The organism is Microbacterium sp. NPDC078428 (assembly GCF_044542535.1).
Taxonomy (GTDB): domain Bacteria; phylum Actinomycetota; class Actinomycetes; order Actinomycetales; family Microbacteriaceae; genus Microbacterium; species Microbacterium limosum.
Genome location: NZ_JBITUP010000001.1, coordinates 123,084 through 149,570 on the forward strand (window position 1 = coordinate 123,084; position 26,487 = coordinate 149,570).

At 71.8% G+C, this 26,487-nt stretch carries 26 protein-coding genes and 1 pseudogene; 13 read left to right on the forward strand and 14 right to left on the reverse strand.

Going from position 1 to position 26,487, the window contains the following annotated elements; translation table 11 throughout:
- Window positions 1-70: 70 nt before the first annotated feature.
- On the reverse strand, window positions 71-1,339 hold the full coding sequence (purD, locus tag ACIGCK_RS00620; protein WP_396662978.1) for a phosphoribosylamine--glycine ligase: 1,269 nt from the start codon (window positions 1,337-1,339) through the stop codon (window positions 71-73).
- Between the two features lie 41 nt (window positions 1,340-1,380).
- Here purD and ACIGCK_RS00625 point away from each other — a divergent pair, with 41 nt between their 5' ends.
- Both ACIGCK_RS00625 and ACIGCK_RS00630 read left to right on the forward strand, forming a co-directional pair.
- Window positions 1,381-1,740, forward strand: a complete 360-nt coding sequence (locus ACIGCK_RS00625) for a sterol carrier family protein (protein WP_330170882.1) — start codon at window positions 1,381-1,383, stop codon at window positions 1,738-1,740.
- A gap of 137 nt (window positions 1,741-1,877) precedes the next feature.
- Window positions 1,878-2,264 (forward strand): potassium transporter Trk, encoded by a 387-nt coding sequence (locus ACIGCK_RS00630; protein WP_396662980.1) that lies wholly within the window; start codon window positions 1,878-1,880, stop codon window positions 2,262-2,264.
- A gap of 46 nt (window positions 2,265-2,310) precedes the next feature.
- Here the strand turns inward: ACIGCK_RS00630 and ACIGCK_RS00635 are convergent, their stop codons facing one another.
- A complete protein-coding gene (locus ACIGCK_RS00635; RefSeq protein WP_396662982.1) occupies window positions 2,311-2,922 on the reverse strand; it encodes a zinc-binding alcohol dehydrogenase in 612 nt (203 codons plus the stop codon).
- A 68-nt stretch (window positions 2,923-2,990) separates the two neighbouring features.
- On the opposite strand from ACIGCK_RS00635, the gene purM reads away from it, so the two are divergent.
- Genes purM through ACIGCK_RS00650 form a run of 3 tightly spaced genes read left to right on the forward strand, consistent with a single transcriptional unit; the run spans window position 2,991 to window position 6,025 of the window.
- Window positions 2,991-4,145: a phosphoribosylformylglycinamidine cyclo-ligase gene (gene purM, locus ACIGCK_RS00640; protein ID WP_396662984.1), complete on the forward strand. Its 1,155-nt coding sequence runs from the start codon at window positions 2,991-2,993 to the stop codon at window positions 4,143-4,145.
- Between the two features lie 5 nt (window positions 4,146-4,150).
- The gene (purF, locus tag ACIGCK_RS00645; protein ID WP_396662985.1) at window positions 4,151-5,611 is read left to right on the forward strand and encodes an amidophosphoribosyltransferase; all 1,461 of its coding nucleotides are present in this window, start codon (window positions 4,151-4,153) and stop codon (window positions 5,609-5,611) included.
- 45 nt (window positions 5,612-5,656) lie between these two features.
- Window positions 5,657-6,025: a TIGR02611 family protein gene (locus ACIGCK_RS00650; RefSeq protein WP_396662987.1), complete on the forward strand. Its 369-nt coding sequence runs from the start codon at window positions 5,657-5,659 to the stop codon at window positions 6,023-6,025.
- Between the two features lie 13 nt (window positions 6,026-6,038).
- On the opposite strand, the gene ACIGCK_RS00655 is transcribed toward ACIGCK_RS00650, so the two are convergent.
- The gene (locus tag ACIGCK_RS00655; RefSeq protein WP_330170888.1) at window positions 6,039-6,221 is read right to left on the reverse strand and encodes a DUF3073 domain-containing protein; all 183 of its coding nucleotides are present in this window, start codon (window positions 6,219-6,221) and stop codon (window positions 6,039-6,041) included.
- Window positions 6,222-6,379: 158 nt separating this feature from the next.
- Here ACIGCK_RS00655 and ACIGCK_RS00660 point away from each other — a divergent pair, with 158 nt between their 5' ends.
- Window positions 6,380-6,922, forward strand: a complete 543-nt coding sequence (locus ACIGCK_RS00660; RefSeq protein WP_396662989.1) for a universal stress protein — start codon at window positions 6,380-6,382, stop codon at window positions 6,920-6,922.
- A 1-nt stretch (window position 6,923) separates the two neighbouring features.
- Here ACIGCK_RS00660 and ACIGCK_RS00665 read toward each other — a convergent pair whose 3' ends face one another.
- The 3 genes from ACIGCK_RS00665 to ACIGCK_RS00675 all read right to left on the reverse strand — a co-directional run bounded on the left by ACIGCK_RS00665 (window position 6,924) and on the right by ACIGCK_RS00675 (window position 8,713).
- The gene (locus tag ACIGCK_RS00665) at window positions 6,924-7,532 is read right to left on the reverse strand and encodes a PadR family transcriptional regulator (protein ID WP_396662991.1); all 609 of its coding nucleotides are present in this window, start codon (window positions 7,530-7,532) and stop codon (window positions 6,924-6,926) included.
- Window positions 7,529-8,380, reverse strand: a complete 852-nt coding sequence (locus ACIGCK_RS00670) for a DUF4097 family beta strand repeat-containing protein (protein WP_396662993.1) — start codon at window positions 8,378-8,380, stop codon at window positions 7,529-7,531. Before ACIGCK_RS00670 ends, ACIGCK_RS00665 begins: the two co-directional genes overlap by 4 nt.
- 168 nt (window positions 8,381-8,548) lie before the next feature.
- Window positions 8,549-8,713 (reverse strand): hypothetical protein, encoded by a 165-nt coding sequence (locus ACIGCK_RS00675; RefSeq protein ID WP_396662995.1) that lies wholly within the window; start codon window positions 8,711-8,713, stop codon window positions 8,549-8,551.
- 225 nt (window positions 8,714-8,938) lie between these two features.
- Between ACIGCK_RS00675 and ACIGCK_RS00680 the strand changes: the two genes are divergently transcribed.
- The 5 genes from ACIGCK_RS00680 to ACIGCK_RS00700 all read left to right on the forward strand — a co-directional run bounded on the left by ACIGCK_RS00680 (window position 8,939) and on the right by ACIGCK_RS00700 (window position 14,325).
- Entirely contained in the window at window positions 8,939-9,208 is a 270-nt protein-coding gene (locus ACIGCK_RS00680; RefSeq protein WP_396662996.1) for a Rho termination factor N-terminal domain-containing protein, read from the forward strand.
- Between the two features lie 2 nt (window positions 9,209-9,210).
- Window positions 9,211-10,170: a DNA topoisomerase IB gene (locus ACIGCK_RS00685; RefSeq protein ID WP_396662997.1), complete on the forward strand. Its 960-nt coding sequence runs from the start codon at window positions 9,211-9,213 to the stop codon at window positions 10,168-10,170.
- A 23-nt stretch (window positions 10,171-10,193) separates the two neighbouring features.
- Window positions 10,194-10,598: a fluoride efflux transporter FluC gene (locus tag ACIGCK_RS00690; RefSeq protein WP_396662999.1), complete on the forward strand. Its 405-nt coding sequence runs from the start codon at window positions 10,194-10,196 to the stop codon at window positions 10,596-10,598.
- Window positions 10,595-10,984 (forward strand): fluoride efflux transporter FluC, encoded by a 390-nt coding sequence (locus tag ACIGCK_RS00695; protein ID WP_396663001.1) that lies wholly within the window; start codon window positions 10,595-10,597, stop codon window positions 10,982-10,984. Before ACIGCK_RS00690 ends, ACIGCK_RS00695 begins: the two co-directional genes overlap by 4 nt.
- Before the next feature lie 74 nt (window positions 10,985-11,058).
- Complete coding sequence (locus ACIGCK_RS00700; protein WP_396663003.1) at window positions 11,059-14,325, forward strand: efflux RND transporter permease subunit; 3,267 nt, start codon at window positions 11,059-11,061, stop codon at window positions 14,323-14,325.
- Window positions 14,326-14,440: 115 nt separating this feature from the next.
- On the opposite strand, the pseudogene ACIGCK_RS00705 reads toward ACIGCK_RS00700, so the two are convergent.
- Window positions 14,441-15,364: pseudogene (locus tag ACIGCK_RS00705) on the reverse strand (DUF998 domain-containing protein); the annotation flags it as partial.
- Between the two features lie 318 nt (window positions 15,365-15,682).
- Window positions 15,683-16,615, reverse strand: coding sequence for an aldose 1-epimerase family protein (locus ACIGCK_RS00710; RefSeq protein ID WP_396663004.1), 933 nt, complete (start codon window positions 16,613-16,615; stop codon window positions 15,683-15,685).
- Window positions 16,616-16,870: 255 nt separating this feature from the next.
- On the opposite strand from ACIGCK_RS00710, the gene ACIGCK_RS00715 reads away from it, so the two are divergent.
- Complete coding sequence (locus ACIGCK_RS00715) at window positions 16,871-18,853, forward strand: DEAD/DEAH box helicase (protein ID WP_396663006.1); 1,983 nt, start codon at window positions 16,871-16,873, stop codon at window positions 18,851-18,853.
- A 68-nt stretch (window positions 18,854-18,921) separates the two neighbouring features.
- On the opposite strand, the gene ACIGCK_RS00720 is transcribed toward ACIGCK_RS00715, so the two are convergent.
- Window positions 18,922-20,541 (reverse strand): Rv2578c family radical SAM protein, encoded by a 1,620-nt coding sequence (locus ACIGCK_RS00720; RefSeq protein ID WP_396663962.1) that lies wholly within the window; start codon window positions 20,539-20,541, stop codon window positions 18,922-18,924.
- A 58-nt stretch (window positions 20,542-20,599) separates the two neighbouring features.
- Here ACIGCK_RS00720 and ACIGCK_RS00725 point away from each other — a divergent pair, with 58 nt between their 5' ends.
- The gene (locus ACIGCK_RS00725; RefSeq protein WP_396663008.1) at window positions 20,600-21,598 is read left to right on the forward strand and encodes a D-alanyl-D-alanine carboxypeptidase family protein; all 999 of its coding nucleotides are present in this window, start codon (window positions 20,600-20,602) and stop codon (window positions 21,596-21,598) included.
- A 36-nt stretch (window positions 21,599-21,634) separates the two neighbouring features.
- Here ACIGCK_RS00725 and ACIGCK_RS00730 read toward each other — a convergent pair whose 3' ends face one another.
- From ACIGCK_RS00730 to ACIGCK_RS00750, 5 genes are all read right to left on the reverse strand, one after another.
- The gene (locus ACIGCK_RS00730; RefSeq protein WP_396663964.1) at window positions 21,635-22,462 is read right to left on the reverse strand and encodes an energy-coupling factor transporter transmembrane component T; all 828 of its coding nucleotides are present in this window, start codon (window positions 22,460-22,462) and stop codon (window positions 21,635-21,637) included.
- Between the two features lie 26 nt (window positions 22,463-22,488).
- A complete protein-coding gene (locus ACIGCK_RS00735) occupies window positions 22,489-24,312 on the reverse strand; it encodes an ABC transporter ATP-binding protein (protein ID WP_396663010.1) in 1,824 nt (607 codons plus the stop codon).
- 73 nt (window positions 24,313-24,385) lie between these two features.
- Window positions 24,386-24,937 carry an ECF transporter S component gene (locus ACIGCK_RS00740; RefSeq protein WP_396663012.1) on the reverse strand — a complete coding sequence of 184 codons (552 nt, stop codon included), beginning with the start codon at window positions 24,935-24,937 and terminating at the stop codon, window positions 24,386-24,388.
- A gap of 180 nt (window positions 24,938-25,117) precedes the next feature.
- Window positions 25,118-26,116 carry a pirin family protein gene (locus ACIGCK_RS00745; protein WP_396663014.1) on the reverse strand — a complete coding sequence of 333 codons (999 nt, stop codon included), beginning with the start codon at window positions 26,114-26,116 and terminating at the stop codon, window positions 25,118-25,120.
- Window positions 26,113-26,457, reverse strand: a complete 345-nt coding sequence (locus tag ACIGCK_RS00750; RefSeq protein WP_396663016.1) for a GNAT family N-acetyltransferase — start codon at window positions 26,455-26,457, stop codon at window positions 26,113-26,115. Before ACIGCK_RS00750 ends, ACIGCK_RS00745 begins: the two co-directional genes overlap by 4 nt.
- Between the last annotated feature and the right edge of the window lie 30 nt (window positions 26,458-26,487).

Here is a 26,487-nt window from a genome sequence, read left to right on the forward strand (position 1 = left end):
GTCCCCTGCCAGAACCGTACCGGCAATCGCTTCGGCGCGCGCGCCCGGATCGGGAGGGCGCGCGCCCCGGTCAGTCCGCGACGCGGGCGGCGATGTCGGTGCGGTGGTGGGAACCCTCGAGGTGGATGCGCCCGAGCGCTTCGTAGGCCCGTTCGCGGGCTTCGCCGAAGCCCTCCCCGGTCGCGACGACGCTGAGCACCCGCCCGCCCGTCGCGACGAGCGCCCCGCCCCGCACGGCGGTCGCGGCGTGGGCCAGGTGCACGCCGGGGACGGATGCCGCGGCATCCGCGCCGTCGATGACCCGTCCGGTGACCGGGGCATGCGGGTAGCCCTCGCTCGCGAGCACGACCGTGACGGCCGCGTCGCCCGCGAAATCGGGCCGCGGCTCGTGGTCGAGGTGACCGGATGCCGCGGCCATGAGCAGGCCCGACAGCGGCGTGCGCAGGCGCGGCAGCACGACCTGCGTCTCGGGGTCGCCGAAGCGCGCGTTGAACTCGATGACCTTGACGCCCTGCTCGGTGAGGATGAGGCCCGCGTAGAGCAGACCGATGAAGGGGGTGCCCTCGGCATCCAGGCGCCGGATGACGGGCTCGGCGATGTCGCGCGTGACGAGGTCGACGAACTCGCGCTCGGAGCCGAAGCGCTCGGCGAGCCACGGCAGGGGGGAGTAGGCGCCCATGCCGCCCGTGTTCGGGCCCGCGTCGCCGTCGTAGGCGCGCTTGTAGTCCTGCGCGGGGGACAGCGGCAGCACGGTGTCTCCGTCGGAGAGGAAGAAGAGCGAGACCTCGGGACCGGAGAGGAACTCCTCCACGAGCACCGCACCGCTCTCGAGGTAGGTCGCCGCGTGGGCGAGGGCGGCGGACCGGTCCTCCGTCACGAGCACGCCCTTGCCTGCGGCGAGGCCGTCGGCCTTCACGACGAAGGGGGCGCCGAGCTCGTCGAGCGCGGCCTCGACCTCCGCGGGCGTCTGGGCGCGCATGGCGCGGCCGGTGGGCACCTTCGCGGCATCCATGATGCGCTTGGCGAACGCCTTGGATCCCTCCAGCTGCGCTGCGGCGCGGCCGGGGCCGAACACCGGCACGCCGCGGGAGCGCAGCGCGTCGGCGACCCCTGCGACGAGGGGGGCCTCGGGCCCGATCACGACGAGGTCGACCGACTCGGTCTCGACGAAGTCGCTCACCGCGACGGGGTCGACGGGGTCGACGTCGACGAGCGTCGCGACCTGCGCGATGCCCGCGTTGCCCGGGGCCGCGAGCAGGTCGTGCCCGGCGCCCTCAGACGCCAGCGCGAGGACGATGGCGTGCTCTCGCGCGCCGGAGCCGAGGACGAGGATTCTCACCCGGCCAGCCTACCCAGGGCCCCGCCGGGTACCGTGGTGGGGTGCCCCGAAAGATCTCCGTCGCCGACGGCCGCGCCGCGCTCGACGCCGTGAACGCCTCACCCGACGAGCCCGCCCGCGACGATCTAGCGACCGCCGTGCGCTACCTGCTGCAGCTGCTCGTGGAGAAGGCGCCGGGCAACGCCGTCGAGGTGAGGGTGCCCCCGTTCGGAGCCGTGCAGGCGATCCAGGGGCCGCAGCACACGCGCGGCACGCCTCCCAACGTCGTCGAGACCGACGCGGCGACGTGGATCGCGCTCGCGACGGGGGCCGTGCGGTGGGGGGATGCCGCGGCCGCCGGCCGCATCATGGCCTCCGGCGTGCGCGCCGACCTCTCCGACGTCCTCCCGCTCCGCCCCTGACCCCCGCCCCGCCCCCGCCCGCCCCGCGCCGAGACACCACTTCCGCGCCGAGACACCACGCCGCGTACGGTGGCTCGACGCAGAAGTGGTGTCTCGCCCGGGGGCAGCGCCCCGGCATCCGGTGGGAGAATGGTGTGGTGAGCACCGAACAGCCCGAGGGCACGCCCGCTCCGCAGAGCGGGGCGATGCAGGATGCCGCGGCCGGGCGTCAGCACTGGACCAGCGACGAGATCCTGGCCGCCAGGGTGAGGCGCGTGCCCAAGTACAGCGTCTTCATGGTCTTCGGCGTCGTCGTCGGCATCTTCGTCGCCCTGATCCTCACGTTCTCGTGGAACGGATCGGCGGGGCCGAGCCCGCTCACGGGGGTGCAGTACTCGTCGGCGCAGGTCTTCGGCTTCCTGGCGATCTTCTGCGGCGTCATCGGCCTCGGGATCGGCGGGATCGTGGCCCTCGTCATCGACAAGATCTCGGGCCGCCGCGCCCGCACCGTGCTCGCCGACCGGGAGACCGTCGTCGACGACTGAGGATCGTGCGGTCGCTGAACGTGCGCACGCTCACGGCTTCACCCCGTCAGGCGATCTCCGCGATGATCGGGTGGATCGCCGAGTCGAACGCGACCACGTCGCTGCGCAGGCCGTCGGTCACGGCGATCGTGAGCGACCCGATCCACCACACGCCGCGCTGCGACAGCGGCAGCACCTGGACGTTCAACTCGAACGAGTGCGCGCGCCGGCCCACCTCGCGCTCGTGCTGCGCGATCGCGCCCGCGTAGGCCCGGTACGACACCCCGCTCCGACCGATCGGCTCGGACGAGTGGCGCTCGTGCACCCGGCGGGCGAAATCCAGCGCCTCGAGGTGGGCCGTCATCTGCTCGCGCAGCTCGTCGAACCCCTCGACCGGCAGCGCGGCGTACGTCTCGAATCCGTCGACGAGGTCGAGCGGTCCCGTCGCCGGATGCGCCTGCGGCTCCACGGTCAGCGCCCAGTACTCGCGCCACTGCCGCTCGAGCAGCGCCTGCGTGGCCTCGTCGCGCCGGCCGACCGGGGTCGTGGCCAGACCCCGGAGGGGCGGCAGCTCCTCGGGGGATCGGATGCCGATCAGCTGGCGCAGCGTAAGAGCCAGGATGACCGCGACACTCGCGTCTTCGCGGACCACCCACTCCGGCTTTCCGGCGCTGTGCATGCCGATATTGTAGGCGCGGGTGCTCGGTGGACGGCAGGCGCCCCCTGCCCTGCCGGTAGGCTGTGGGGGTGGCCGAAGCCTCGCACCAAAACTCCCCTGATCCCTACGCCGCCGCCGGTGTCGACACCGCCGCGGGCGACGTCGCCGTCGAACTCATGAAGACGGCGGTCCGGCGCACCCACGGACCGGAGGTGCTGGGAGGGGTCGGCGGATTCGCCGGTCTGTTCGATGCCAGCGCCCTGCGGGACTTCGAGCGCCCCCTGCTGGCGACGAGCACCGACGGCGTCGGCACGAAGGTCGCGATCGCCCAGGCGATCGACAAGCACGACACGGTCGGCCTCGACCTCGTCGGCATGGTCGTCGACGACATCGTCGTCGTGGGCGCGAAGCCCCTGTTCATGACCGACTACATCGCGTGCGGCAAGCTCGTGCCCGAGCGCATCGCCGACATCGTCGCGGGCATCGCACGGGGCTGCGCCGAGACCGGCACGGCCCTCGTGGGCGGCGAGACCGCCGAGCACCCCGGTCTCCTCGGGCCGAACGACTACGACATCGCGGGCGCGGCGACGGGGGTCGTCGAGGCCTCCCGCATCCTCGGCGCGCAGCGCGTACGCGCGGGCGACGCGGTTCTCGCGGTCGAGTCCAGCGGCCTGCACTCCAACGGCTACTCGCTCGTGCGCCACATCGTGGCCGGCCGCGGCATCCGCTACGCCGACCGCGCGCCCGACCTCGGCGTGAACGGCACGACGTGGGGCGAGGCGCTGCTCGAGCCGACCCGCCTCTACACGACGCCCCTCCTCGCGCTCGCCGCTGAGCACGGCGACGCCCTCCACGCCCTGAGCCACGTCACGGGGGGCGGTATCGCGGCGAACCTCGCCCGCGTGCTCCCCGCCGGAACGTGGGTCGACGTCGACCGCTCGACCTGGTCGCCGCCGCCCGTCTTCCGCATCCTCGCCGAGGCGGGCGACCTCGACCTGACCGACACCGAGGGCACATGGAACCTCGGCATCGGCTTCCTCGTGGTGATCGACGAGGCGGTGGCGGATGCCGCGGCATCCGCGCTCACCGCCGGCGGGCTGCCCGCGTGGCGGGTCGGAACCGTGCGCGGCGACGCCCGCCCCGAGGGCGACTACGAGCAGGGGGCGAAGGGCGTCGACGGCGGCGCCGTACGCCTCGTCGGCGGCTACCGCGCGGATGCACCCGCCACGGACGGAGCGAAGTAACACCCATGTGCGGCATCGTCGGCATGGTCGGTCAGGGACCGGTCAACCAGGAGATCTACGACTCGCTGCTTCTGCTGCAGCACCGCGGCCAGGACTCGACGGGCATCGCGACCGCCGAGCCGAGCGGCGTCTTCCACATCGCCAAGGCGCGAGGCCAGGTGCGCGAGGCCTTCCGCACGCGCGACATGCGCGCGCTGATGGGAAACCTCGGCCTCGGACACGTGCGCTATGCCACGAAGGGCACCGCCGGCAACGAGGAGGAGGCGCAGCCCTTCTACGTCAACGCCCCCTACGGCATCGTGCTCGTGCACAACGGCAACCTCACCAACACGCGCGAGCTCACGCAGGAGCTGTTCACGAAAGACCGCCGTCACCTCAACACCACTTCCGACACGGAGCTGCTGGTGAACGTGCTCGCCAACGAGCTGCAGGCGTCCATCTCGGGGCTCGACCTCGACCCGGAGCAGATCTTCCAGGCGGTCACCCGCGTGCACGAGCGCGTCGAGGGCTCGTACGCCACGATCGCCCTCATCGCGGGATACGGACTGCTCGCGTTCCGCGACCCCTTCGGCATCCGCCCCCTCATCCTCGGCGCTCGCAAGACCGAGTCGGGCCGGTACGAGTGGATGGTCGCGTCGGAGTCGCTCGTCCTCGAGAACGGCGACTACGACGTCGTGCGCGACGTCGCCCCCGGCGAGGCGGTCTTCATCGACCTCGACGGCGCCCTGCACACGCGCCAGTGCGTCGCCGACCCGCAGCTCAAGCCCTGCTCGTTCGAGTACGTCTACCTCGCGCGCCCCGACTCGATCATGAACGGCATCTCGGTCTACGAGGCGCGGCTTCGCATGGGGGAGCGGCTCGCCGACACGATCGCCAGGTACACGCCCGCCGGCGCGATCGACGTCGTCATGCCGATCCCGGATTCGGCGCGTCCCGCGGCGATGCAGGTGGCCCGCAAGCTCGGCATCGAGTACCGCGAGGGGTTCTACAAGAACCGCTACGTCGGCCGCACGTTCATCATGCCGGGGCAGGCCGTGCGCAAGAAGAGCGTGCGCCAGAAGCTCAACGCCATGTCGAGCGAATTCAAGGGCAAGAACGTGCTGCTGATCGACGACTCGATCGTGCGCGGCACGACGAGCAAGGAGATCATCCAGATGGCGCGGGATGCCGGCGCCAAATCCGTCACCTTCGCCTCCGCCGCGCCGCCGGTGCGCTTCCCGCACGTCTACGGCATCAACATGCCCTCGAGGCATGAGCTGGTGGCGCACGGCCGCACGATCCCCGAGATCGCGCAGGAGCTCGGCGCCGACTACATCGTCTACCAGGAGGTCGAGGACCTGAAGGCGGCGATCCTCGAGGGGTCTGATCTCGACGACCTCGACCTCAGCTGCTTCGACGGTCGCTACGTCACGGGCACCGTGTCGGAGGAGTACCTCGCGTGGGTCGAGGGAACCCAGACGTCCTGACCGGGCACCCAGCTTCCTCGAGATTCATCGGGTTACCGTGACACGATGAGCGACACTCAGGCTCCCTTGGAACGGGAGATCCGGGCGGACATCGTCCGTGCCGAGCGACCCGACCGTCCTCTTCGCCGCCTGCTGCGCCGTCTGCGCGCGGGGGTCGCGCGGCACCGCGCACTCGAGGCGGCCTACCGCGTGGGTGTCGCGCTCCTCGGCGGTGCGCTCACCGTCGGCGGACTCGTACTCGTCCCGCTCCCGGGCCCGGGGTGGCTCGTCGTCTTCCTCGGACTCGCCGTGCTCGGCACGGAGTTCCACTGGGCCAGGCGCATCGCGGGCTGGCTGAGGCGCCGGCTGGAGAGCTTCTGGGCCTGGTGGAAGCGGCGCCGAGCTCGCAGGGCGGCCGCCGGGGTTCACCGCTGAGACGAGCGGCCCGTCAGGCCTTCTCGTCCTCGTATTCGTCGGCGTAGTCATCCGCCCACTTGTCGATGAACTCGTCTTCGCCCTCGGGGCTGTGTGCGAGTTCGCGCTCGAGCGCAGCGTAGTTCACCGACGGGCTGTACGACTTGAGCTCGCGGGCGATCTTGGTGTGCTTCGCCTTCTGACGGCCACGCCCCATGCGAGACCCCCTCACGATATGTGACTGCGGACGCTGAGTGATGATGTCCGCTGCGTTCATGACACCGGTCCGTGCGGCCGGTAAGAGTAGCATTCAGAATAGCACGGGCGCGCGTGCCGAAGCCGGTATGCGCGGCCTCCGGCAGGAGGGAGGATTTCATGTCCGAGACCGATCCCGGCGCATCGGCGCGGTCGGAGGATTCCGACGAGGTCATCCACGGCGCGGTGATCGTCGCGGTGGTTCCGGGCCAGCCGACGCGCGTCCTCAAGGAGGCGGCGCACTATGCGCGCCTCATGTCGGCGCCGCTCGTCGTCGTCCACGTCGACGTCACTCGCTTCGTCACCTACGAAGACCCCGACGGGTTCGTGCACTCCGCGCCGATCGACCTGAACATCGCGCCGGGAGAGAGCGAGCTCGAGGAGGTGCGGGGCGTCGCGGCATCCGTCTACGACTCCCGCGGCATCGCCTGGACGATGCGGCAGCTGGTCGGTGATCCCGCGCTGGCCATCAAGCACCTGGCCGAGAAGATCGACGTGAAGCTCATCGTCGTCGGCACGCGCAACCGCGGGCTCGGCGAATCGATCCGCGAGTTCTTCACGGGTTCCGTGGCGGCGCGGCTCGCCCACCGCCAGGGGCGACCGATTCTCGTGGTCCCCGTGACCGAGCCCGCCGCCGACGACGAGGAGATCTGGGCCGAGTAGGTCAGCGCTCGCGTCTCAGCGCGTCGCTCAGCGTGCGCGCGGCGTTCTCCAGCGCCTCGGTCAGCTCGTCGACGACGGATGCCGCGACGTCGCCGCCCCGGGCGACGTGGGCCCGCAGCTCCGCCCGGACGCGTCCGCGGACGTCGTTCAGCGCGGCATCCGCCCGGTGCAACTGCTGGCGGCTGTGCGCGCGCGGATCCTCCGCCGGCGGTGACGCCTCGCCCTGCCGTTCCCGTGCGGCGGCGGCGAGATCGGCGCGAAGGCTCTTCATGGCCTCGCGCACGCTGCCTCGCACCTCCTCGGCGATGAGGCGCACCGAGTCGGTGAGACCCGCCTCGATGCCCTCGAGCTCCCCGGCGCGCGCGAGCACCTCGGCGCGTCCGGCCTCGGTGATCGCGTAGACGGTCTTTCGGCCGTCGACCGACTTCGAGACGAGCCCCTCCTCCTCGAGCTTGGCCAGTCGCGGGTAGATCGTGCCGGCGCTCGGGGTGTAGGTGCCGCCCGTGCGGTCGGAGAGCGCCTGGATGATGTCGTAACCGTGGCGCGGAGATTCGTCGAGCAGATTGAGCAGGTACAGCCGCAGGTCGCCGTGGGAGAAGACGGGGCTCACGATGCGCCCTCCTCGATGTCGCCGACCCGCGCCGATGCGCAGCCGGGGCGGCGCAGGACGGTGAGGTCTCCCGAGACCGAGTTCGTGCGCACGTCGACGAACGTCCCGCTCAGCTCACCCGTCGAGCCGGTGTACGTCGTGGGGCCCGAGCCCGAGCGCACCACCCCGTCCACCTGGATTCGGCCCGTGATGCTGCGGCAGACGTAGTTCGCCGGGAGGCCCTCGTCGAGGCGGATGGTGGTGTTGCCGGCGACGGTGTTCACGCTGATCTGCTGGATGTCGCCTTCGGAGTCGATGACGACGGCTCCGGAGACCGTGTCGACGTCGGCCTTGCGCAGCCGACCGGTCGCCGCGACGTCGCCGGAGACGCTGTTGGCGGAGAGCGAGCCGACGAGCCCACGAGCCTGCACGTCGCCGGAGACCGCGTTCACCTGGAGATCTCCCGTCAGGCCGTCGACGATCACATCCCCCGAGACGGTGTTCAGGCGCGCCTCGTGCTCCAGGCCCGAGACGAGGGCGGATGCCGAGACGACCCCGAGCGTGAGGGCGACCTCGCGCGGCACGGCGACGCTGATCTCGGCGCGCGGCCCACCGGCTCCGAAGTTGCGGAACACATCGAGGAAGTTGTCCCACCGAAGCTGCGGGTGGTCGATCTCGACGGCATCGCCGGTCGCCTCGATCCGCAGGTCCTTCACGGTGACCGAGTGCACTTCGATGCGCACGCCCGGCTGATCGTGCGCCACGACGTCGATCTGTCCCCCGGCGAGCCCCACCTTGAGGGAGCGCACGCTCTCGATGTCGATCACCCGCGACCCGCCGGGGTGGACGAGCCACTTCTCCATGGTCATGTCGTGCTCCTCACGATATATCGTGAGCCGACAGTAACACGTTATATCGCGTTACGCCAGGGCGCGACGTAGAAATGCGGATGCCGCGGCCGACGAGACGTCGAGCCGCGGCATCCGCGGAGGTGGCCGGTCAGTGCACCCGATTCACGGACCGGCCGACAGAAGCGGCTATGCCTTGCGGTTGCCGCTGATCACCCGGAAGAGGAAGACGATCAGTGCGATGAGGCCCGCGATGATCGCGACCCACAGCAGCCAGTTCAGCGCCGAGTTCAGGCCGCCCACGATGGCGAGGACGATCGCAACGACGATGACGATGATGAGTGCGAGGTTCATGGAGGGTCTCTCCCTTTCATGTCAGTCGCCCCCGGACGTGGGAGCGGAGTGCCGGAGCACGAGCACACTCTGCCATTACGCCGTGGGTTCTCCCGAGGGGCTTGACGGTCGCTCGCCCGCGATGGTAATCGCGGATCTCGGCGCCGACGCCTCCTGTCAAGCCCCCGTGCGGCGGGGGCGCGCGGCTCTAGCATCGCGGTGTTCACCCAGACGAGAGGAGTCGCCATGCCCCAGGGACGTGGATCGAACAGCCTGAAGGACCCGGAGCTGTATGAGGAGCTCCGTAAGGACGGTGCGTCGAAGGAGAAGGCCGCGCGCGTATCGAATGCGGCGGCACGCGACGGCCGGGGCGAGGTCGGCCGTCGCGGCGGATCGTCGGGGGACTACGAGGAGTGGACCGTGCCGCAGCTGAAGGGCCGCGCGAAGGAACTGGGGATCACGGGCTACTCCGGCAAGCGCAAGGCTGAGCTCATCTCGATGCTGCGCGATCACTGAGGGTGGCGAGGCTCAAGCGGGTCCGGCCGCTCGAGGACCGGGGCTTCGCGCGCGTGCGCGCGGGACGGGGGTTCCGGTACGTCGACCACCGGGGTCGCGTCGTCGCGCGCGTGCATCTCGACCGCATCGAGACCCTCGTCATCCCGCCCGCCTGGACGGACGTCTGGATCTGCCGGGAGGCGCGGGGACACATCCAGGCGGTCGGCGTCGACGACGCGGGGCGACGCCAATACGTCTACCACCCCGACTGGAGCGCCCGGCGTGATCGCGGGAAGTTCGCGCGGGCACTGGCGCTCGCCGAGGCCCTGCCGCGGGCCCGTGCCCGCGTGACGGTGGGATTGCGGCGACCGGAGCTCGACCGCGAGCGCGTCCTCGCCGTGGCGTTCCGGCTCCTCGACCAGGCGGCACCGCGGATCGGATCCGAGCGCTACTTCCGCGCGCACGGCAGCCGAGGGTTGACGACCCTCATCCGCCGGGATGCCGCGGTGGACGGCGACACGGTGATTCTCGACTTCCCCGGCAAGAGCGGGAAGCGGGCCTCCCTGAGCGTCGTCGACGCCGATCTCGCCGCCGCGATCGCCGAGCTGTCGACGGGGCGTCCGCGGGCCGCCCTGCTGTCCTATCGCCGCGGGCGCCGTCGCGTGCCCCTCGTGCCATCCGACGTCAACGCCTACGTGCGCGCGCTCACGGGCGGCACGTTCACGGCGAAGGACTTCCGCACGCTGCGCGGCACGATCCACGCGGCCGAGGCGCTCGCGCGAGCGGGCACGGTGAAGACGGCGAAGGATCGCGCGGCGGCCGAGCGATCGGCGATCCGCTCGACGGCGGAGGCGCTGGGCAACACCCCCGCCGTGGCGAAGTCGAGCTACATCGACCCGCGGGTCTTCGCGCGGTACGCGCGCGGGCAGGTGCTCGATCTCTCCATCGCGCCCGAGTCGGCGATCCGCGACCTGCTGTCCTGAGGCGTCGGGCGTAGCGTTGGGGGGTGTCCCCGATCCGCTGGAGCCTCCTGCCCCTCGTGATCCTCGGCGGCACGCTCGGCGTCGCCGCGCGGGAGGGCCTCCTCCTCCTCGTCCCGGCAGACGCCGCGCCCGTCATGACGCTCGCGATCAACCTGCTGGGCTCGGCGCTGCTCGGCGTCGTCGTGGGCGCCCTCGACGACAGGCATCCGCGCTGGCGCGCGGCTCTCGGAACCGGGGCGATGGGCGGGTTCACCACGTACAGCGCGTTCGCGGTGCAGGCGGTGGCCTCGGCCACCCCCGTCCTCGGCGTCGCGCTCGTGATCGCCACGCTCGCGGGCGGAGCCGTGGCGGGCTTTCTGGGCCTGGTCGCGGGCCGGGCGCTCGTGGATCGACCCGGCGAGGTCGAGGACCCGGCGGGTGCCGAATGAGCATCGGGCTGTTCGCCGTGGTGGCGCTGGCAGGGGGCGCCGGCGCGGGTGCGCGCTGGATCGTCGATGTCGCGCTCGGGCGGGTCCTCCGTGCCCGCTTCCCCTGGGCGATCCTCCTCATCAACGTCACGGGCTCGTTCGCGCTGGGAGTCGTCACGGGCGCCTCCGCCGCGCTGGATGCCGCGGTGATCGCGGCCGTCGGCACCGGCCTCCTCGGCGGCTACACGACGTTCTCGACCGTCGCCGTCGAATCCGTCCTTCTCTGGGAGAGGCGGCAGCGCCGCCTCTTCTGGGCGAACGTCCTCGGCACCGCCGCCGCCGCGCTCGCCGCCGCGGCGCTCGGCGTGCTCGCGGGCTCGGTCGCCGCCGGGACGGTGCTCGGATGAGATACTGAACTTCGATACACCTCCGTATCGAACGTCGCCGTCGCGACGCCCGAGCACTCCCGCGAAGGTCGCCCGTGTCGAAGCTCGCCGTGTTCAGTCTGCGCAACCGCGCGCTCATCGCCCTCGTCACGATCGTCGCCGCCGTCTTCGGCGGCCTCGCGCTGGCGAACCTGAAGCAGGAACTCATCCCCTCGGTCGAGTTCCCGCAGCTCGCGATCGTGACGACCTATCCCGGCGCGTCGCCGGACGTCGTCTCGAATGACGTCTCGACACCGATAGAGACCGCGATCCAGGGCGTCGACGGCCTCGAGTCGACGGTGGCCACGAGCACGACGAACGCCTCGATCATCCAGGCGTCGTTCACGTACGGCACCGACCTGACGACCGCCGAACAGAAGATCGTCCAGGCGATCAACCGCATCGACGGCCAGTTGCCGGAGTCCGTCGAGCCGAACGTCCTCTCGGCGAGCATCGACGACTTCCCCGTCATCCAGGTGGCCGTCACGGGGTACGAGGATGCCGAGGGCATCCAGCGGCTCCTCGAGGCCAGCGTCATCCCCGACCTCGAGGACGTCGAGGGGGTCAACGCCGCCCAGATCGTCGGCGGGATCGGGCAGCGGGTGACGATAACGCCCGACCTCGAGCGCCTCGCCGAGCGCGGCTACACGCAGCAGGCGATCACCGACGCGCTCGACCGGAACGGCGTGCTCTTCCCCGGCGGGGAGATCTCCGAGGGTGACGAGACGCTGACCGTGCAGACGGGGTCGAAGATCACGACCGTCGACGAGCTCGCCGCGCTGCCCCTCGTCCCGACGGACGCGGGTCAGCTCTCGGCGGGCGCGACGACGATCGCCGACGTCGCCACGGTCGCCGAGAACCAGGATCCCGTGACGACCATCTCGCGGGTGGACGGCGAGCCGGCGCTCACCATCGCCGTCACGAAGCTCCCCGCGGCCAATACGGTCGACGTCTCCCGGGGCGTCACCGGCCTGCTCCCTGAGCTGGCCGACTCGCTCGGCGGCGCCGAGTTCACGATCGTGTTCGATCAGGCGCCCTACATCGAGCAGTCGATCGAGGCCCTGGCCCAGGAGGGCCTGCTCGGACTCGTCTTCGCGGTGCTCGTCATCCTCGTGTTCCTCTTCTCCGTCCGCTCGACGCTCGTCACCGCGATCTCCATCCCGACGAGCATCCTCATCACCTTCGTCGGTCTGCAGGCGTTCGGGTACTCGCTCAACCTGCTCACACTCGGCGCCCTCACGATCGCGATCGGCCGCGTCGTGGACGACTCGATCGTGGTGATCGAGAACATCAAGCGCCACTACGTCGGCGATGCCCCGAAGCTCCCCGCCATCGTCGCCGCCGTGCGCGAGGTGGCGGGGGCGATCACGTCGTCGACGCTCACGAGCGTGGCGGTGTTCCTGCCCATCGCGTTCGTCGGCGACATCACGGGCGAGCTCTTCCGGCCCTTCTCCGTGACGATCACCATCGCGCTGCTCGCATCGCTCCTCGTCGCGCTCACGATCGTGCCGGTGCTCGCCTACTGGTTCCTCCGCCCCGGCAAGGCCGTCGTCGACGGCGAAGGCCGCGCGGTCGACCCCGAGTCCCCCGACGCCCCGCCCGACCGGCTGCAGAAGTCGTACCTTCCCGTGCTCGGCTGGACGCTCCGCCACTCCTGGGCCACGCTGGGGCTGTCCGTGGCCCTCCTGGCCGGCACCGTGGCCCTGAGCCTGTCGCCCCTGCTGAAGGTCAACTTCCTCGGTGACACCGGGCAGAACACCTTCACCATGACGCAGGAGATCGGCCCCGCGCCGAGCCTCGCCGCGGAGGACGCGGCGGCCGCGGAGGTCGAGCGCATCCTCGCGGGAGTGGCGGGCATCGAGACGGTGCAGGTCTCGATCGGGTCGTCGGGCTCCCAGCTGCTCGACGCGTTCGGCGGCGGCGGCTCCGGCATCACCTACTCGATCACGACCGACGCGGACGCCGACCAGGTCGAGGTGCGCGAGCGCGTGCGCGAGGCGGTGGCCGACCTCGAGGATGCCGGCGAGATCACGATCGCCGGCGGCGGCGGCGGGTTCGGCTCCAGCGATGTCGAGATCGCCGTGAGCGCTCCCGATGCCGTCACGCTGCAGGAGGCGACGGACATCGTCGCGGCGGAGCTCGACGGACGCGAGGGTATCGGCCAGATCACGACGAACCTCTCCGCGTCGCTCCCGTTCATCTCCGTCGACGTCGACCGGCAGGCCGCCGCCGAGCGGGGCCTGTCTGAGGTGGCCGTGGGCGGGATCGTGTCGCGCGCGATGCAGCCGCAGCAGGCGGGCTCGATCGAGGTCGACGGCAGCGCTCTGTCGGTGTACGTCGCGGCATCCGATGCGCCGGCCACGCTCGACCAGCTGCAGGCCCTGAGCATCCCCACCGCGTCCGGGGCGGTACGCCTCGACGAGATCGCAGCGGTCGAGCAGAGCGAGAGCCCGGCCTCGATCACGACCGAGCGCGGGCAGCGCACCGCAACGATCAGCGTGACCCCCTCGACCGACAACCTGCAGGTGGCATCGGCATCGGTGCAGGCCGTCCTAGACGAGGTCGACCTGCCCACGGGGGCGGATGCCGCGGTCGGCGGCGTGCTCGCCGATCAGACGGAGGGCTTCGCGCAGCTGGGCCTGGCGATCCTCGCCGCGATCCTCATCGTCTACGTGATCATGGTCGCGACCTTCCGCTCGCTGCGGCAGCCGCTGCTTCTGCTCGTCTCGGTGCCCCTGGCGGGGACGGGAGCCGTGGGGCTCCTCGTCCTGACCGGCGTTCCTCTCGGCATCCCCGGGATGATCGGGGCGGTCATGCTCGTCGGCATCGTCGTCACGAACGCGATCGTGCTGATCGACCTCGTCAATCAGTACCGCGAGCGCGGTCTGAGCGCGCGGGAGGCCACCCTTGCCGGCGGATCCCGTCGACTCCGGCCGATCCTGATGACGGCGCTCGCGACGATCCTCGCTCTCACGCCGATGGCTCTCGGCATCACGGGCCACGGCGGATTCATCTCACAGCCGCTCGCCGTCGTCGTGATTGGCGGGCTGGTGTCGTCGACGGTCTTGACGCTCATCGTGCTTCCCACCCTCTACAACCTCGTCGAGGGGGCGAGAGAACGTCGCGCCGACCGCCGTGGCGGCGGCGCTAGCCTAAGCTCGGCTCCGCGTCCGCGCGGGCCGAGGTCGGGCGCGGGTGACGCCGCGGCGACGGAGAACGCGACGGCCGAGCAGAGCGCGAAGGGCGGCTCGATCGGGGGCCTGCCGCCGGCGCCCGCCGTGCAGCAGACGCTCCGACCCCGACACGACGACGGTGCGCGCTGAGGGATCGCCGGGGTCCCGTCGCCGCGGCGGGCGCCGGCACGCCGCTCGGCGTCACCGCGGTGTCTCCGCTGTCGGCTCGGCGTGGCTGCGCGCGGTCCATGTCGATCGCGAAGACGCCGATCCAGGTGAACATGAGAGCGAACGCGAGCACCTCGAACGCGGTCAGGTTGATGATCCCCAAGATGAAGAGGACGGCGCCGATTAGCAGGATGCCGGAGACCCACGCGGTGGATCGGAAGATGCGCCCCGGCATTCCACGCAGCAGCCACGGAGTGGTCGCCAGCATGCCGGCGAAGGCGAGCGTCATGCCGGTCGCGGCACGGTCGTGCCAGAACTGCAGCGTGTTGACGGGGATGAAGCCCACCATCGCCAGGTGGAAGCCCACCGCACCGACCAGGAACGCGAGGGTGCGGGGCGCACGGCGGCTGCGCAGGACGGAGCGCCGGTGCATCTTCGTCATCTCGCGGTGCACGCGCACGGAGAAGACGAGGATGAGAGCACCCGTCATGATGAGGGTTCCGTTGAAGACGAATCCGGAGAAGACCCGGAACGCGCCGAGCTGACTGAAGTAGAGAACCCACCAGTCGGGATCCGGGGTGGTGGCGATGGAGGTGAGCGACCCGACCGCGATCAGTGTCATGAGAAGCGCGACGGCGTGGATCGTGCCGGTGTGACGGGCCGATGCCGATACCGCGAACGCGACGAAGGTCAGCGAGGCGGAGGCGAGCACCGTGGCCTGCAGGAGATTCGCCGCCCGGTCGTCGGCGAGCCAGTCGCAGGCGATGAAGACGAGCGCGACCGCCAGACCCGCGATCAGCGCGTACGCGACGGACGCGGCGGCCCGGTCGAGGGCATCGGCCCGCGGCGTGTCGCTGTCGTCGGTGATGACGTGAGCATGCGCCCTCAGGGCGATGACGCCCGCCGTCGTCGCGGCGGCGAGCGCGGTGAGAGCGCCGGCCGACCAGCCGCCCCAGAGCGGCACCTGCATGTCGAAAGGCGTGAGGAGGGCGCCGGCGCCGACGGCGCTTCCGGCGATCATGGTCGTCCGCAGCGCACGCCAGGGTCGCAGGCTCGAAGGCGCTGACGGGGCGACAAGATCGACGGGACCGGGGGTTGTCACGTCAGGTCACCTTTCAGGCGTTCGGAGGATGTGACGGGTCCGAACCGAGAAGTCCCCAGTGGCGGTGCGTGCGCCGACTCCTCAGACCGTAGCGCCGTTATGTGTTCGTGTTTCCCATGAACGCAGCTCGCATCTTTAGTTGCCGCATTATACCGCGCTGTCATTGCGTTTTCGCTACAGACGGCGGGCATATACTTCCGCGGTCGCGGCTTCATGCCCCGGAGGAGATGCGTCGGGTCACAGGCCGCCGGACGTGATGCCCCACTCGAGAAGCCATTCCTCGCCGGGGGCGAGCCACCGCAGCGAGCGGCCCGAGTTCAGCGCGTCGGCGGGGGCTGTCATCGGCTCGACGGCGATCGCGAGCGGCTGGCCGGGGTAGCGGTCCGTCGTGAAGATCTGCACGTATTCGAAGCCGGCGCCCTGCCAGAGGGTGACGGTCTGGCCGGAGGGGGCGGTGAGGGTCGTTCGCGCGACCCCATCCTCATCGCGTCGCAGCGAGCCGAAGGCGGTGTCCATCTCGATGTCGCCCACCCGCCGGCCCTCGCGCAGATCGGTCGACTCGTCGACGGGGACCTCGTCGACGGGGAGCTTCCGATCGTCGACGACGAAGCGCGTCGCACCCGGGGAGGTGAGGGTCAGATCCGCGGTGTCGGCGGCGGAGAGCATGAGATAGGGGTGGGTGCCGAGTGCGACCGGGGCGTCCTCGCCGCCGAGATTGACGATCTCGTGCGCGACGACGATGCCGTCGGGGACCAGGCGGTACGACACCCGGGTGCGCAGGTGGAACGGATATCCCGTCTGCGGCACGATGTCGGCCCCGAGCGTCAGCTCCCCGGCCGTGGCGGCGACCGGCTCGTAGGAGGTGAAGCGCAGCAGTCCGTGGGCGGCGTTGTCGAACTTCCGCTCCGTCAGCGCGAGTTCGCGTGTCACGCCGCGCTGTGTCCACACCCCGTCGCGCACGCGGTTCGGCCAGGGAGCGAGCACGATCCCGGATGCCGCGGGCGTCGGCGAACCCGCCGGGTAGGGCGGCACGAGGTCGACCCCCGCGACGCGGAGGGCGCGCAGCGACGCGCCGACCTGCGCGACCTGGGCACTGACCCGCCCGTCGGAAGTGCGCAGGAGGTGCTGACGACCGGTGGGGTCGGTGCCGGCGTCGTCGCTGTCGGTCATCGTCATCCTCCGTCGTGTCCCACCCATGCTAGGCGCCCTCGGCGGTCGGTCAGGTGGCGTCGGCTACGCTGGGGAGGTCGGCTCTGAACACTGCGCGTGTGCGCGGATGGGTTTGTGAGTTCATGGGGCCGATGGTGAGCGCCGATCGGTGCACATGACCATCACGACAATGGCCCCGGCCGACGGATGTCCGGGTTTCGCTCGAGTGCGCTCGAGCGCTGTTCGCGTGCGAGAACAACCCAGGAAGGCATCCCCATGCCGAAGAACAAGAAGCCCGCAGGCGGCCGCCCGGCCGCGAACTTCGACCCGAGGTACGGCCAGCGCTCCGCGGCCAAGCCCGGAAGCCGCAGCGCGGGGCACCGCGGACACCGTCCCGACGAGGCCGAGCCCGCCGGGAAGCGCCGCTGGAGCGCGCAGGAGAAGGCGGGCCGCGACGAGGCCCGCGGCATCCGCACCCACAGCCGCGACGCGCGCGGCGGCCGCTTCGACGACGCCCGCCCGCCCCGCCCCGAGCGCGGCCCCCGCGAGGATCGTCCGGCGCGGTCGTTCGAGGGGCGTCCCCGTCGTGATGAGGGTGATCGTCCGCGTCGGTCGTTCGAGGGGCGTCCTCGTCGTGATGAGGGTGATCGTCCGCGTCGGTCGTTCGAGGATCGTCCGCGTCGTGAGTTCGGTGACCGTCCGGCGCGGTCGTTCGAGGGGCGTCCTCGCCGTGATGAGGGTGATCGTCCGCGTCGGTCGTTCGAGGATCGTCCGCGTCGTGAGTTCGGTGACCGTCCGGCGCGGTCGTTCGAGGATCGTCCGCGTCGTGAGTTCGGTGACCGCCCCGCGCGGTCGTTCGAAGACCGCCCTCGTCGCTCGTTCGACGACCGTCCGGCGCGAGGACGCGGCGACGCGGCCCGAGGCTCGCGGGACGGCGGAGCGCGTGCCGCAGGAGGCAACCGCTCGGACTGGAACGCGCGACCGGAGCGCACCGCGGCCCAGGAGCAGCGCGTGGACGTCGTGCACGAGCGCCTGCAGGCCGAGGCGATCCAGGCGACCGATGTCGACGGCGTCGGCTTCGGCGATCTCGGTCTGGGCGACAACATCGTCCGGGCGCTCGCCGAACTGGGTGCGGCGTCGCCGTTCCCCATCCAGGCTGCCACGATCCCCGAGGTGCTCTCGGGCCGTGACGTGCTCGCCCGCGGGCGCACGGGCTCGGGCAAGACGATCGCCTTCGGCGCGCCGCTGGTCGAGAGCGTCCTGCGCGCCCAGGCGGGTCAGCGACGCGAGTTCGGCCGCCGTCCGAAGGCGCTGATCCTGGCGCCGACGCGCGAGCTCGCCCTCCAGATCGACCGCACCGTGCAGCCCATCGCCCGCAGCGTGGGGCTGTTCACGACGCAGATCTACGGTGGCGTGCCCCAGGCCCGTCAGGTCGGCGCGCTCAAGAAGGGCGTCGACATCATCATCGGGACGCCGGGCCGCATCGAGGATCTCGTCGAGCAGCGCAAGCTCGACCTCTCCGAGGTGCAGGTCGCGGTTCTCGACGAGGCCGACCACATGTGCGAGCTCGGGTTCCTCGAGCCGGTGCAGCGCATCCTCCGCCGCACCGCCGACGGGTCGCAGAAGCTGCTTTTCTCGGCGACGCTCGACCGTGAGGTCTCGGCGCTCGTCGACGAGTTCCTCGTCGAGCCGGCCGTCCACGAGGTTGCGGGAGAGGACCAGGCCTCGAGCACGATCGAGCACCGCGTCCTCGTCATCGACCACCGGGACAAGGCCGAGATCCTCGACCGGCTCGTCGACCGCGACGGGAAGACGCTCGTCTTCGCCCGTACGCGCGCGTACGCCGAGATGCTCGCCGAGCAGTTCGACGACGCCGGCATCCCCGCGGTCTCCCTCCACGGCGATCTCAACCAGGCCAAGCGCACCCGCAACCTGCAGCGCCTCACCTCGGGACGCGTGCGGGTGCTGGTGGCGACGGATGTCGCGGCCCGCGGCATCCACGTCGACGACATCGACCTCGTGGTCCAGGCCGACGCGCCCGACGAGTACAAGACCTACCTGCACCGGTCGGGCCGGACGGGGCGTGCCGGAGCGACGGGACGGGTGGTCACGCTGATCACGCGTCAGCGCCGCCGGCGCATGACCGAGATGCTCTCCCGCGCGGAGATCACGGCGCCGTTCGAGGAGGTCTCCCCGGGCGACGACGTGATCGACGAGCTGGCGGGGTCGTCTCCGACGGCGGCCGAGCTCACCGCCTAGGGACCGCGGACCTGCAGGAGGGCGCCCCGGCTCGTCGGGGAGCCCTCCTCGTCGCCGTGCGGACGCCCTCAGAAGAGGGTGGGGTCGGCGAACCTCGGCGCCGCCCCCGCACCGCGCCGTCCGGTGGCCAGGACGGGCCCCGGCGCGGCTGCCCGCATCGGCTGCTCGTCCTCGTCGCCGCCGTCCAGCCGGTGCGCGCGCAGGAGCGGGCGCACGCGCTTGGCGAGCCACACGCGGTAGCCCTTCGGGGCGTACGACGTCTGGCCGGGGTACAGGCCGCGATAGGACGACACGAGCTCGGGGTGTTCGCGCTCGAGCCACTGGAGGAACCAGGGCTTCACGCCCGGGCGCAGGTGCAGCGCGCCGTAGATCACGCGGCGTGCGCCCGCCGCGGCGATGCGTGCGAGGGCGTCGTCGATCGCCGCGACCGAGTCGGTGAGATGCGGGAGGACCGGCATGAGGAAGACCGTGACGGCGAACCCGGCGTCGGATGCCGCGCGCACCGCCTCGAGCCGCGCGGTCGTGGTGGGCGTCCCGGGCTCGAGCGACTGCTGCAGGGCCTCGTCGAAGACGGCGATCGAGAACGACAGGTCGACCGGTACGTTCTCCGCAGCCTGCCGCAGGAGGGGCAGGTCGCGCCGGATGAGCGTGCCCTTCGTCAGCACCGACAGCGGTGTGCCCGACGCGGCCAGGGTCTCGATGATGTCGGGCATGAGCCGGTAGCGCCCCTCGGCCCGCTGGTAGGGATCGGTGTTCGTGCCGAGCGCGACGTGCTCGCGCTGCCAGGTCGCGGAGGCGAGCTCGCGCCGCAGCACATCGGCGACGTTGATCTTCACGACGATCTGCGAGTCGAAGTCCCGGCCCGCGTCGAAGTCGAGGTACTCGTGCGTCCCGCGGGCGAAGCAGTTGTGGCTGATCACCCCATTGGCGATGAAGTCGCCGGTGCCGGTCGTGATGTCGATCATGTCCATCTCGACGCCGAGATCGTCGATCGACTCGATGCGCAGGTCTGAGACCGTCTTGACTGCCGTCCCCGACAGGTCGAGCTTGCGGCTGATGGATGGCTCGGTGATGCGGAAGAAGCGCTCACCGCCGAACCCGAATCCCATCAGGCGGTTGCTTGTCGTCAGGTGAGGACGGCGAGCTGCTCCGCTTGTCGCGCCCGTGACGTGCTTCCAGCCCCGGTCGCTGAGGAATCGGTGGTCACCGCTCGCCACGAGTTGTGTGCCATCGGCCAGGTGAACGCGATGGGCGCGCTTGCGAGTCGACCATTTGGCGTCCACCCGCGTGCGCACGTAGCGACGGTATGAGCCGTGAACCTGGGTGCCCATGATCTCATCGCCGACTTGCACGGCCCGCAGGGAACGGCTGGATCCGTCGGCCATCAGGATCATCGTGTCGGGCGATAGGCAGTAGGCGCAGGCATGCGTGCAGCCCCGATAGGGGTTGATCGTCCAGGAGAAGGGCATCGCCGAGGCGCCGGGCACGTGGTTGAGTGCCGACCGGGACATGACCTCGTGGAAGGTGATGCCCGCGAACTCCGGTGTGGTGACGCTGCGCACGAGCCCGTCGATGCGCTCGAGCCCCGGCAGGGCGTCGGCGTCCACCGCCCCGATCTGCTGTCCCCGCCACCTCATGGCGAACAGTCGAACACAGATTCGATGATGAAGCAAGAAGACGTGCCCCATGATCGTCTCTGTGTGCGCCACCTCGCCGGCTGCGCGGCGTGCGGGTGAGAATGGGCGGGTGACCGACCCCGACGGCTCCGCATCCTCTCGTGCCGAGGCGAGGCTCGAGCGGGAGCGCGCAACGTCTCCCGAGAGGGTGCGCCGACGCCTCGTCTACGGGGCCGGTGGCCTGGCGGTGGTCGCCGCCTTCGCCGTCGCCGTCGGCGTCGCGCTGGCCGGGGCGGGGCCGGGAGCGGGCGGGCCGGCGCCCGCGGCATCCGCGACCGTCACGGCCGCGCCGTGGGCGAGCGCGATCCCCGCCCCCGACTTCACGGGCGAGCCCGCGGCCGTGACCGCCCTCTGCGACCGGCCCGGAGTGCAGCAGGCGCTCGCCGAAGGCGATGACGCCGCCGTGATCGCCGCGGCGGGCGGCGGGGAAGGGTTCCGACGTGCGGTGATCGACGGCGTGGCGCCCTGCATCAGCCTGCGCGACGCCTCACACGTCTGGTCGGTCGTGAACAAGGCGCTTCCGATCGACCCGATCGACTTCGCGCCGTACGACTGGGTGGCCCCGCCCGGCACGCGCAACGGGCCGAACGCCGCGGTGCGCACCGACATCGCCCCGACCCTCGCCGACATGGCCGACGCCGCACGCGCCGCCGGCGTCGGCGACCTCGGGGTGCAGAACGGGTACCGCGGCTACTCGGTGCAGCAGCGGATCCACTCGCAGCGGGTCGCCGAGCTCGGTCGCGAGGCGGGGGAGCGCCTGGCCGCCCGGCCCGGTCACAGCGAGCACCAGACGGCGCTCGCGGTGGACGTCTTCGCCTGCGATCCCGGCTGCGGGTCGTCGGAGCAGTTCGGTGGGACGGCCCTGTCGGCCTGGGTGGCCGAGAACGGGTGGCGGTACGGCTGGATCGTGCGCTACGAAGACGGCTACACGCCGATCACGGGCTACGACCCCGAGGCCTGGCATCTGCGGTACATCGGGCCCGAGCTGGGGGCGGCCTACCACGCGGGCGGATTCCACACCCTCGAGGAGTTCTTGGGACTGCCGGCGGCGCCCGGATACGTCGATTGATCCCCGCCGCGGACGGCCGGTCCGGGGTGCCGCGGGTCAGCCCCAGGGCGCGAGCACGATGAACAGCACGGCCGTGACGACCCAGAAGGCGGCGACGAAGACGGTGTCGCGCGTGCGCCACGCCACGCGGTGGCGCTCGGTGCGCTCGGGGTAGGCGCCGAACGCGCGCGAGTCCATCGCGAGCGCCATCCGTTCCGCGTGACGGATGCCGCCCGCCAGCAGCGGCACGATGTACCCCGCCCGCCGCCGCGCCGCGGCGATCGGGCCCCGGCCCCGGGAGGCGCCCCGCACGCGGTGCGCGGCGCGGATCACCTCCAACTCGTACCGGAACCGCGGCACGAAGCGGAACGCGGCCAGCGCCGTGTACCCGATGCGGTACGGCACCCGCAGCTGCTGGACGATGGCGCGCGTGAGATCGGCGCCGCTCGTGGTCAGCCCCCCGATGAGGGCCAGAGCGAGAATCGCGCCGAGCCGCAGCGAGGTCGAAAAGCCGATCTCCAGCGCCGCCCCGTACAGCACGGCATCCCCGATCCGCACGACCACGACGTCGTGAGGGATGCGCGACGCGTCGGTCCACACGGCGAACCCGACGCCGACGAGCGCGAGGAAGGCGGGAACGGCCAGAAGCAGCACCGCCAGCAGTCGCATCGACAGGTGCGCCCCGACGAGGAGCACGGCGTAGGCCAGCACGAGGAACGCCGCCGGCGTCGCGAGATCGCGCACGAAGACGAGCATCAGCATCGCCGGCGCGGGGCCGGCGATCTTGGCCAGCGGCCCGAGCGCGTAGAGGAAGCGCCATCGGGACCGCGCGGCGGGCGACGCATACGGGTCGAACGCGGTGCGGGATGCCGGCACGACGGTGATCGCGTCGGTGCCGATCGGTGCGGAGGTCACGATCGTGTCCCGCCGGGGAGGTCGGACAGACGCGCGACCCCGTCGAGCTCGGGGTGGGCGGCGACTGCCCGCAGCGCCTCGGCCAGGGGCGGTCGGCGGAGCCCCGCTCGCCGAAGGAGGTCGGCGTCGGCGAAGAGCTCGGTCGGGGACGTGTGCGCGAGCAGGCGCCCCCCGGCGAGCACCGCGGCCCGCGTGGCGTACTCCGCGACCAGCTGCATGTCGTGGGTCACGACGATCACGGTCGTGCCGCCGGCGTTCAGTTCCGCCAGGAGGGACATCAGCTCGTCGGCCCGCGCGCGATCCTGGCCGAACGTGGGCTCGTCGAGGGCCAGCACCGGGGCCCCCGCGATGAGCGCCGTGCCCACAGAGAGCCGACGTTTCTGCCCTCCCGAGAGGAGGAAGGGGTGGGATGCCTCGCGGCCCGCCAGGCCGAAACGCTCGAGCATCTCCGACACGCGCTCGGTGATCTCCGCCTCGGAGACGCGCCGCAGCCGCAGCGGCAGGGCGAGCTCGTCGAAGACGGTCGCCGCGACGAACTGGTGCTCGGGGTTCTGGAAGACGAACCCGACCGCGCGGGAGAGCGCCCCGGCATCCGCGCGCGACGGGTCGAGTCCGATCACCTGCACCCGGCGGCGGGGCGGCGGCACGACGCCGGCCATCGCCTGCACGAGCGTCGTCTTGCCCGCCCCGTTGGCCCCGACGACGGCGAGGAAGTCGCCCGCCTGCACGTCGAGGTCGACGCCGCGAAGGATGTCGCGACCGCCGCGTGCGACGGTGAGGCCTCGCACGCGGACGAGGGGCTCGGTGTCGCGCGGTGGCGCGTGCCGCGCGACGTGAGGAGCCTGCGCGCGTTCGAGGAGCTTCGGTGGGCCACCCTCCTCTCCCGCGTGCGAACTCCTCGTGCGGGTGGATGGAGGCGGGCAGCTCTCGAGCGCGCGGCGCAGGTCTGCGGGCGTCAGCGGCAGGGGGTCGAGCGGGTATCCGGCGGCGCGCAGCCGCAGGGCCGCGAGCGCCGCGGTCGGCAGCCAGACCCCGAGCGCGTGCAGCTCGCCGGCGCGCCGGCTCAGCACGTCGTCGACCGGCCCGTCCGCCACCGGTCGCCCCGCCGCGTCGAGCGCCACGACCCGCGAGGCGAGCGCGACCGCCTGGTCGAGATTGTGCTCGACCAGCACGATGGTGCGGTCCCCGCGCGCGACGACGTCGCGGAGGGCGGCGTACACGTCGTCGATGCCGGCGGGGTCCAGGTTCGCGGTGGGTTCGTCGAGCACCAGGATGCCGGAGCCCATCGCGAGCGCACAGGCGATCGCGAGGCGCTGCCGCCCTCCGCCCGAGAGCCGCTCGGGGTTCTCGGCCCGGCGCTCCCACAGTCCCACGCGCCGCAGCGCCGACTCGGCACGGGCGAGCACCTCGGCGACGGGGAGGCGCAGGTTCTCGGGGCCGAATGCCACCTCGTCGAGCACGGTCCCCGTGACGAGCTGGGCATCGGGATCCTGGAAGACCATGGCGACGTGCGTGCTGAGCCGGGCGACCGGCGTCGTCGTGGTGTCGAGGCCGGCCACCTCGATCCGTCCCGAGATCCCCGCCGGCAGGGAGTGGGGGATGAGCCCGTTCATCGCGAGCGTCAGCGTGGACTTCCCCGAGCCGCTGGGACCGAGCACGAGCACGACCTCGCCCGGTCGGACCGAGAGCGAGACGCCGCCGGGGGCGGGGGCCGCGGCATCCGGATACGTGATCGACACGTCGTGCAGCGCGAGCACGGGGCTCTCGGCGAGCGCAGGCGGATCGCTGATCGCCGGATGCGGTCGAGCGGGTACGGTCACGGGGCCTCGAGACGACGGGTGGGCTCCCAGGTTAGCCGACCCTAACCTGCCGTGGGCGGGTCGCGGCCGGCGGTCAGCGGGCGGTGAGGCGGCCGACGCCGGCGCGGCGCAGCGCGACACCGACCCACAGGCCCGCCGCGGTCCACGCGACGGGTCCGAGCACCGAGAGCACGACGTAGACGATCTGCGCCCAGACGGGCAGGCGTGCAAGATCCGCGGCGAAGCCCACGATCACCGCCACGAGCACGCCGATGACGGCCGCGGAGACGAAGAAGCGCCACGCGCCCCATGCGCGGTAGCGCGTGAGCGCGGCGACGCCCTCCTGGACCGCGCCGAACAGCAGCGCCGTGCCGAGGAAGCGGGGCGCCCATGCCGGGTTGAAGGCGCTCGCGACGAGCGCCGCGATGACGTGTGCGAGGAGGGCGACGAGGGGGAGGCGGAGCAGCTCCTGCGCGATGATCCCCGGGAGCACGTGGCTGCCCAGCACGAGCCCGTAGACGATCGGCAGCGCCGCCACGACCACCGGCGTGAGCCACCCCGCGACGGCCCCGAGGAGCCCGGTCGCGACGCCGATCGCCGCGCAGATCAGCAGGACGCGCGTCGAGAGGGCTGTCGGGGTGCGCACCGGGCCAGGCTATCGCGCGGCGTGGCGCCCCGGACCGCCTGGCGGCAGTGAGTATTCGCTCGCGGCGGGGTTTGTCGAACGGTCGCGACACGCCGCGCGCCCCGCAGGCGCCACGGCATGTCGCGACCGTTCGACGAAGACGAGGGTGGGGGCGGGGGTGAGGGTCGAGCCCGGCTGGCGTCAGACCCGGCGGCGCCGCGGCGTGAGTCGCACGTGCGGCAGCGGGGGCGCGGGGATGCGCTCGGCACCGTGCCCGACGACGTGGCCGAAGCGGGGCGAGTCGGCCTCCCACTCGTCGCGGGCCTCGACGATCTCGTCGTGGCTGCGGCCGACGAAGTTCCACCACATCACGATCTCGTCGGCGAAGGGCTCTCCGCCGAGCAGGAACACCGTCGCGCCCTCGGGGCCCGCGACGACGTCGATGTGGGGGCGATGGATGCCGAGGTAGAGCAGGTCGTGCGGGGCGAGGTCGAGGGCGGATGCCGCGGCATCCCGATCCGCGTGCACCCGTACGTCGCCGAAGACGCCCAGCAGGCCGTACTCCCACGCGGGTTCGAGCGGCAGGCGGGCGCTCGCGCCCGCCGCGATGCGCACCTCGACGCCCGCGAGCGGTGTGTGGACCGTCGCGGGCGATTCCGCCCCGCCGAAGGGGCCCATGACCACCGTCGCCTCTCCCGCGTCCTCGCCGCTCGGAGAGCTGATCGTCACCTCGGGCAGGTTCTCGTGGCGCTCGAACGCCTGCGGCCCGTGCCGCCGCGCGTCGGGCAGGGCGACCCAGAGCTGCAGGGCGTCGAGGGCCACGGCATCCTCGCCCGTGGAGTACTCGGAGTGGGCGATGCCGGCGCCGCTGGTCATGAGGTTGAGGGCGCCGCGCGCGACGAGGACGTCGCTGCCGACGGTGTCGCGGTGGCGCACCTCGCCGACGAAGGGCCACGTGACCGTCTGCAGGCCGATGTGCGGGTGGGGTTCCACACGCATGCGCGCGACCTGGGGGCCGAACCGGTCGAGGAAGCACCACGCCCCGATCATCGGCAGGTCGCGCTGCGGGAGGGCGCGGTGCACCTCCATGCCCCGCACGCCCCCGAGGGGCACGTCGCGCGAGGTCAGCAGCAGGGCGCGTGGTCCATCGCATGCGGCGGGCGCCTCGACCTCCTCCGGGCCCGCGTCGAGCCGGGTCATGCGGGGGATTCTCCGGGGCTCGCGGAGTCCTGCGCCTGCGAGGAGCGCGGCCAGTCGATCACGGCGCCCGCGACCTCGTTCTCGCTGAGGTACTTCGCGATGAACGGGCACAGCGGGACGATCGTGGCGCCCTCCCGGGCCGCGTCCGACAGCGCCTCGGAGGCGAGGACGTCGGCCAGGCCCTGCCCGCGGAACTCCTTCTCCGTCTCCGTGTGGGTGAACAGGATCCGCCCATCGGGCCGGGTCTTGTACTCGGCGAAGCCCGCGAGCTTGTCGCCGACGTGGATCTCGTAGCGCGAGGCATCCTCGTTGCGGGTCACCGTCGGTGTCGGATCGGTCATGGGACTCCTTCGGTCGGCACGGTCGCCTCG

Bases quoted from the DNA above. Each gene is read 5' to 3' on its own strand.
- ACIGCK_RS00750 (WP_396663016.1), bottom strand. From the start codon at position 26,457: ATGACCGATCCGACACCGACGGTGACCCGCAACGAGGATGCCTCGCGC.
- ACIGCK_RS00695 (WP_396663001.1), top strand. From the start codon at position 10,595: ATGAGCATCGGGCTGTTCGCCGTGGTGGCGCTGGCAGGGGGCGCCGGC.
- ACIGCK_RS00670 (WP_396662993.1), bottom strand. From the start codon at position 8,380: ATGACCATGGAGAAGTGGCTCGTCCACCCCGGCGGGTCGCGGGTGATC.
- purF (WP_396662985.1), top strand. From the start codon at position 4,151: ATGTGCGGCATCGTCGGCATGGTCGGTCAGGGACCGGTCAACCAGGAG.
- ACIGCK_RS00655 (WP_330170888.1), bottom strand. From the start codon at position 6,221: ATGGGGCGTGGCCGTCAGAAGGCGAAGCACACCAAGATCGCCCGCGAG.
- ACIGCK_RS00650 (WP_396662987.1), top strand. From the start codon at position 5,657: ATGAGCGACACTCAGGCTCCCTTGGAACGGGAGATCCGGGCGGACATC.
- ACIGCK_RS00660 (WP_396662989.1), top strand. From the start codon at position 6,380: ATGTCCGAGACCGATCCCGGCGCATCGGCGCGGTCGGAGGATTCCGAC.
- ACIGCK_RS00680 (WP_396662996.1), top strand. From the start codon at position 8,939: ATGCCCCAGGGACGTGGATCGAACAGCCTGAAGGACCCGGAGCTGTAT.
- ACIGCK_RS00675 (WP_396662995.1), bottom strand. From the start codon at position 8,713: ATGAACCTCGCACTCATCATCGTCATCGTCGTTGCGATCGTCCTCGCC.
- ACIGCK_RS00720 (WP_396663962.1), bottom strand. From the start codon at position 20,541: ATGGGGCACGTCTTCTTGCTTCATCATCGAATCTGTGTTCGACTGTTC.
- ACIGCK_RS00710 (WP_396663004.1), bottom strand. From the start codon at position 16,615: ATGACCGACAGCGACGACGCCGGCACCGACCCCACCGGTCGTCAGCAC.
- ACIGCK_RS00715 (WP_396663006.1), top strand. From the start codon at position 16,871: ATGCCGAAGAACAAGAAGCCCGCAGGCGGCCGCCCGGCCGCGAACTTC.
- ACIGCK_RS00745 (WP_396663014.1), bottom strand. From the start codon at position 26,116: ATGACCCGGCTCGACGCGGGCCCGGAGGAGGTCGAGGCGCCCGCCGCA.
- ACIGCK_RS00635 (WP_396662982.1), bottom strand. From the start codon at position 2,922: ATGCACAGCGCCGGAAAGCCGGAGTGGGTGGTCCGCGAAGACGCGAGT.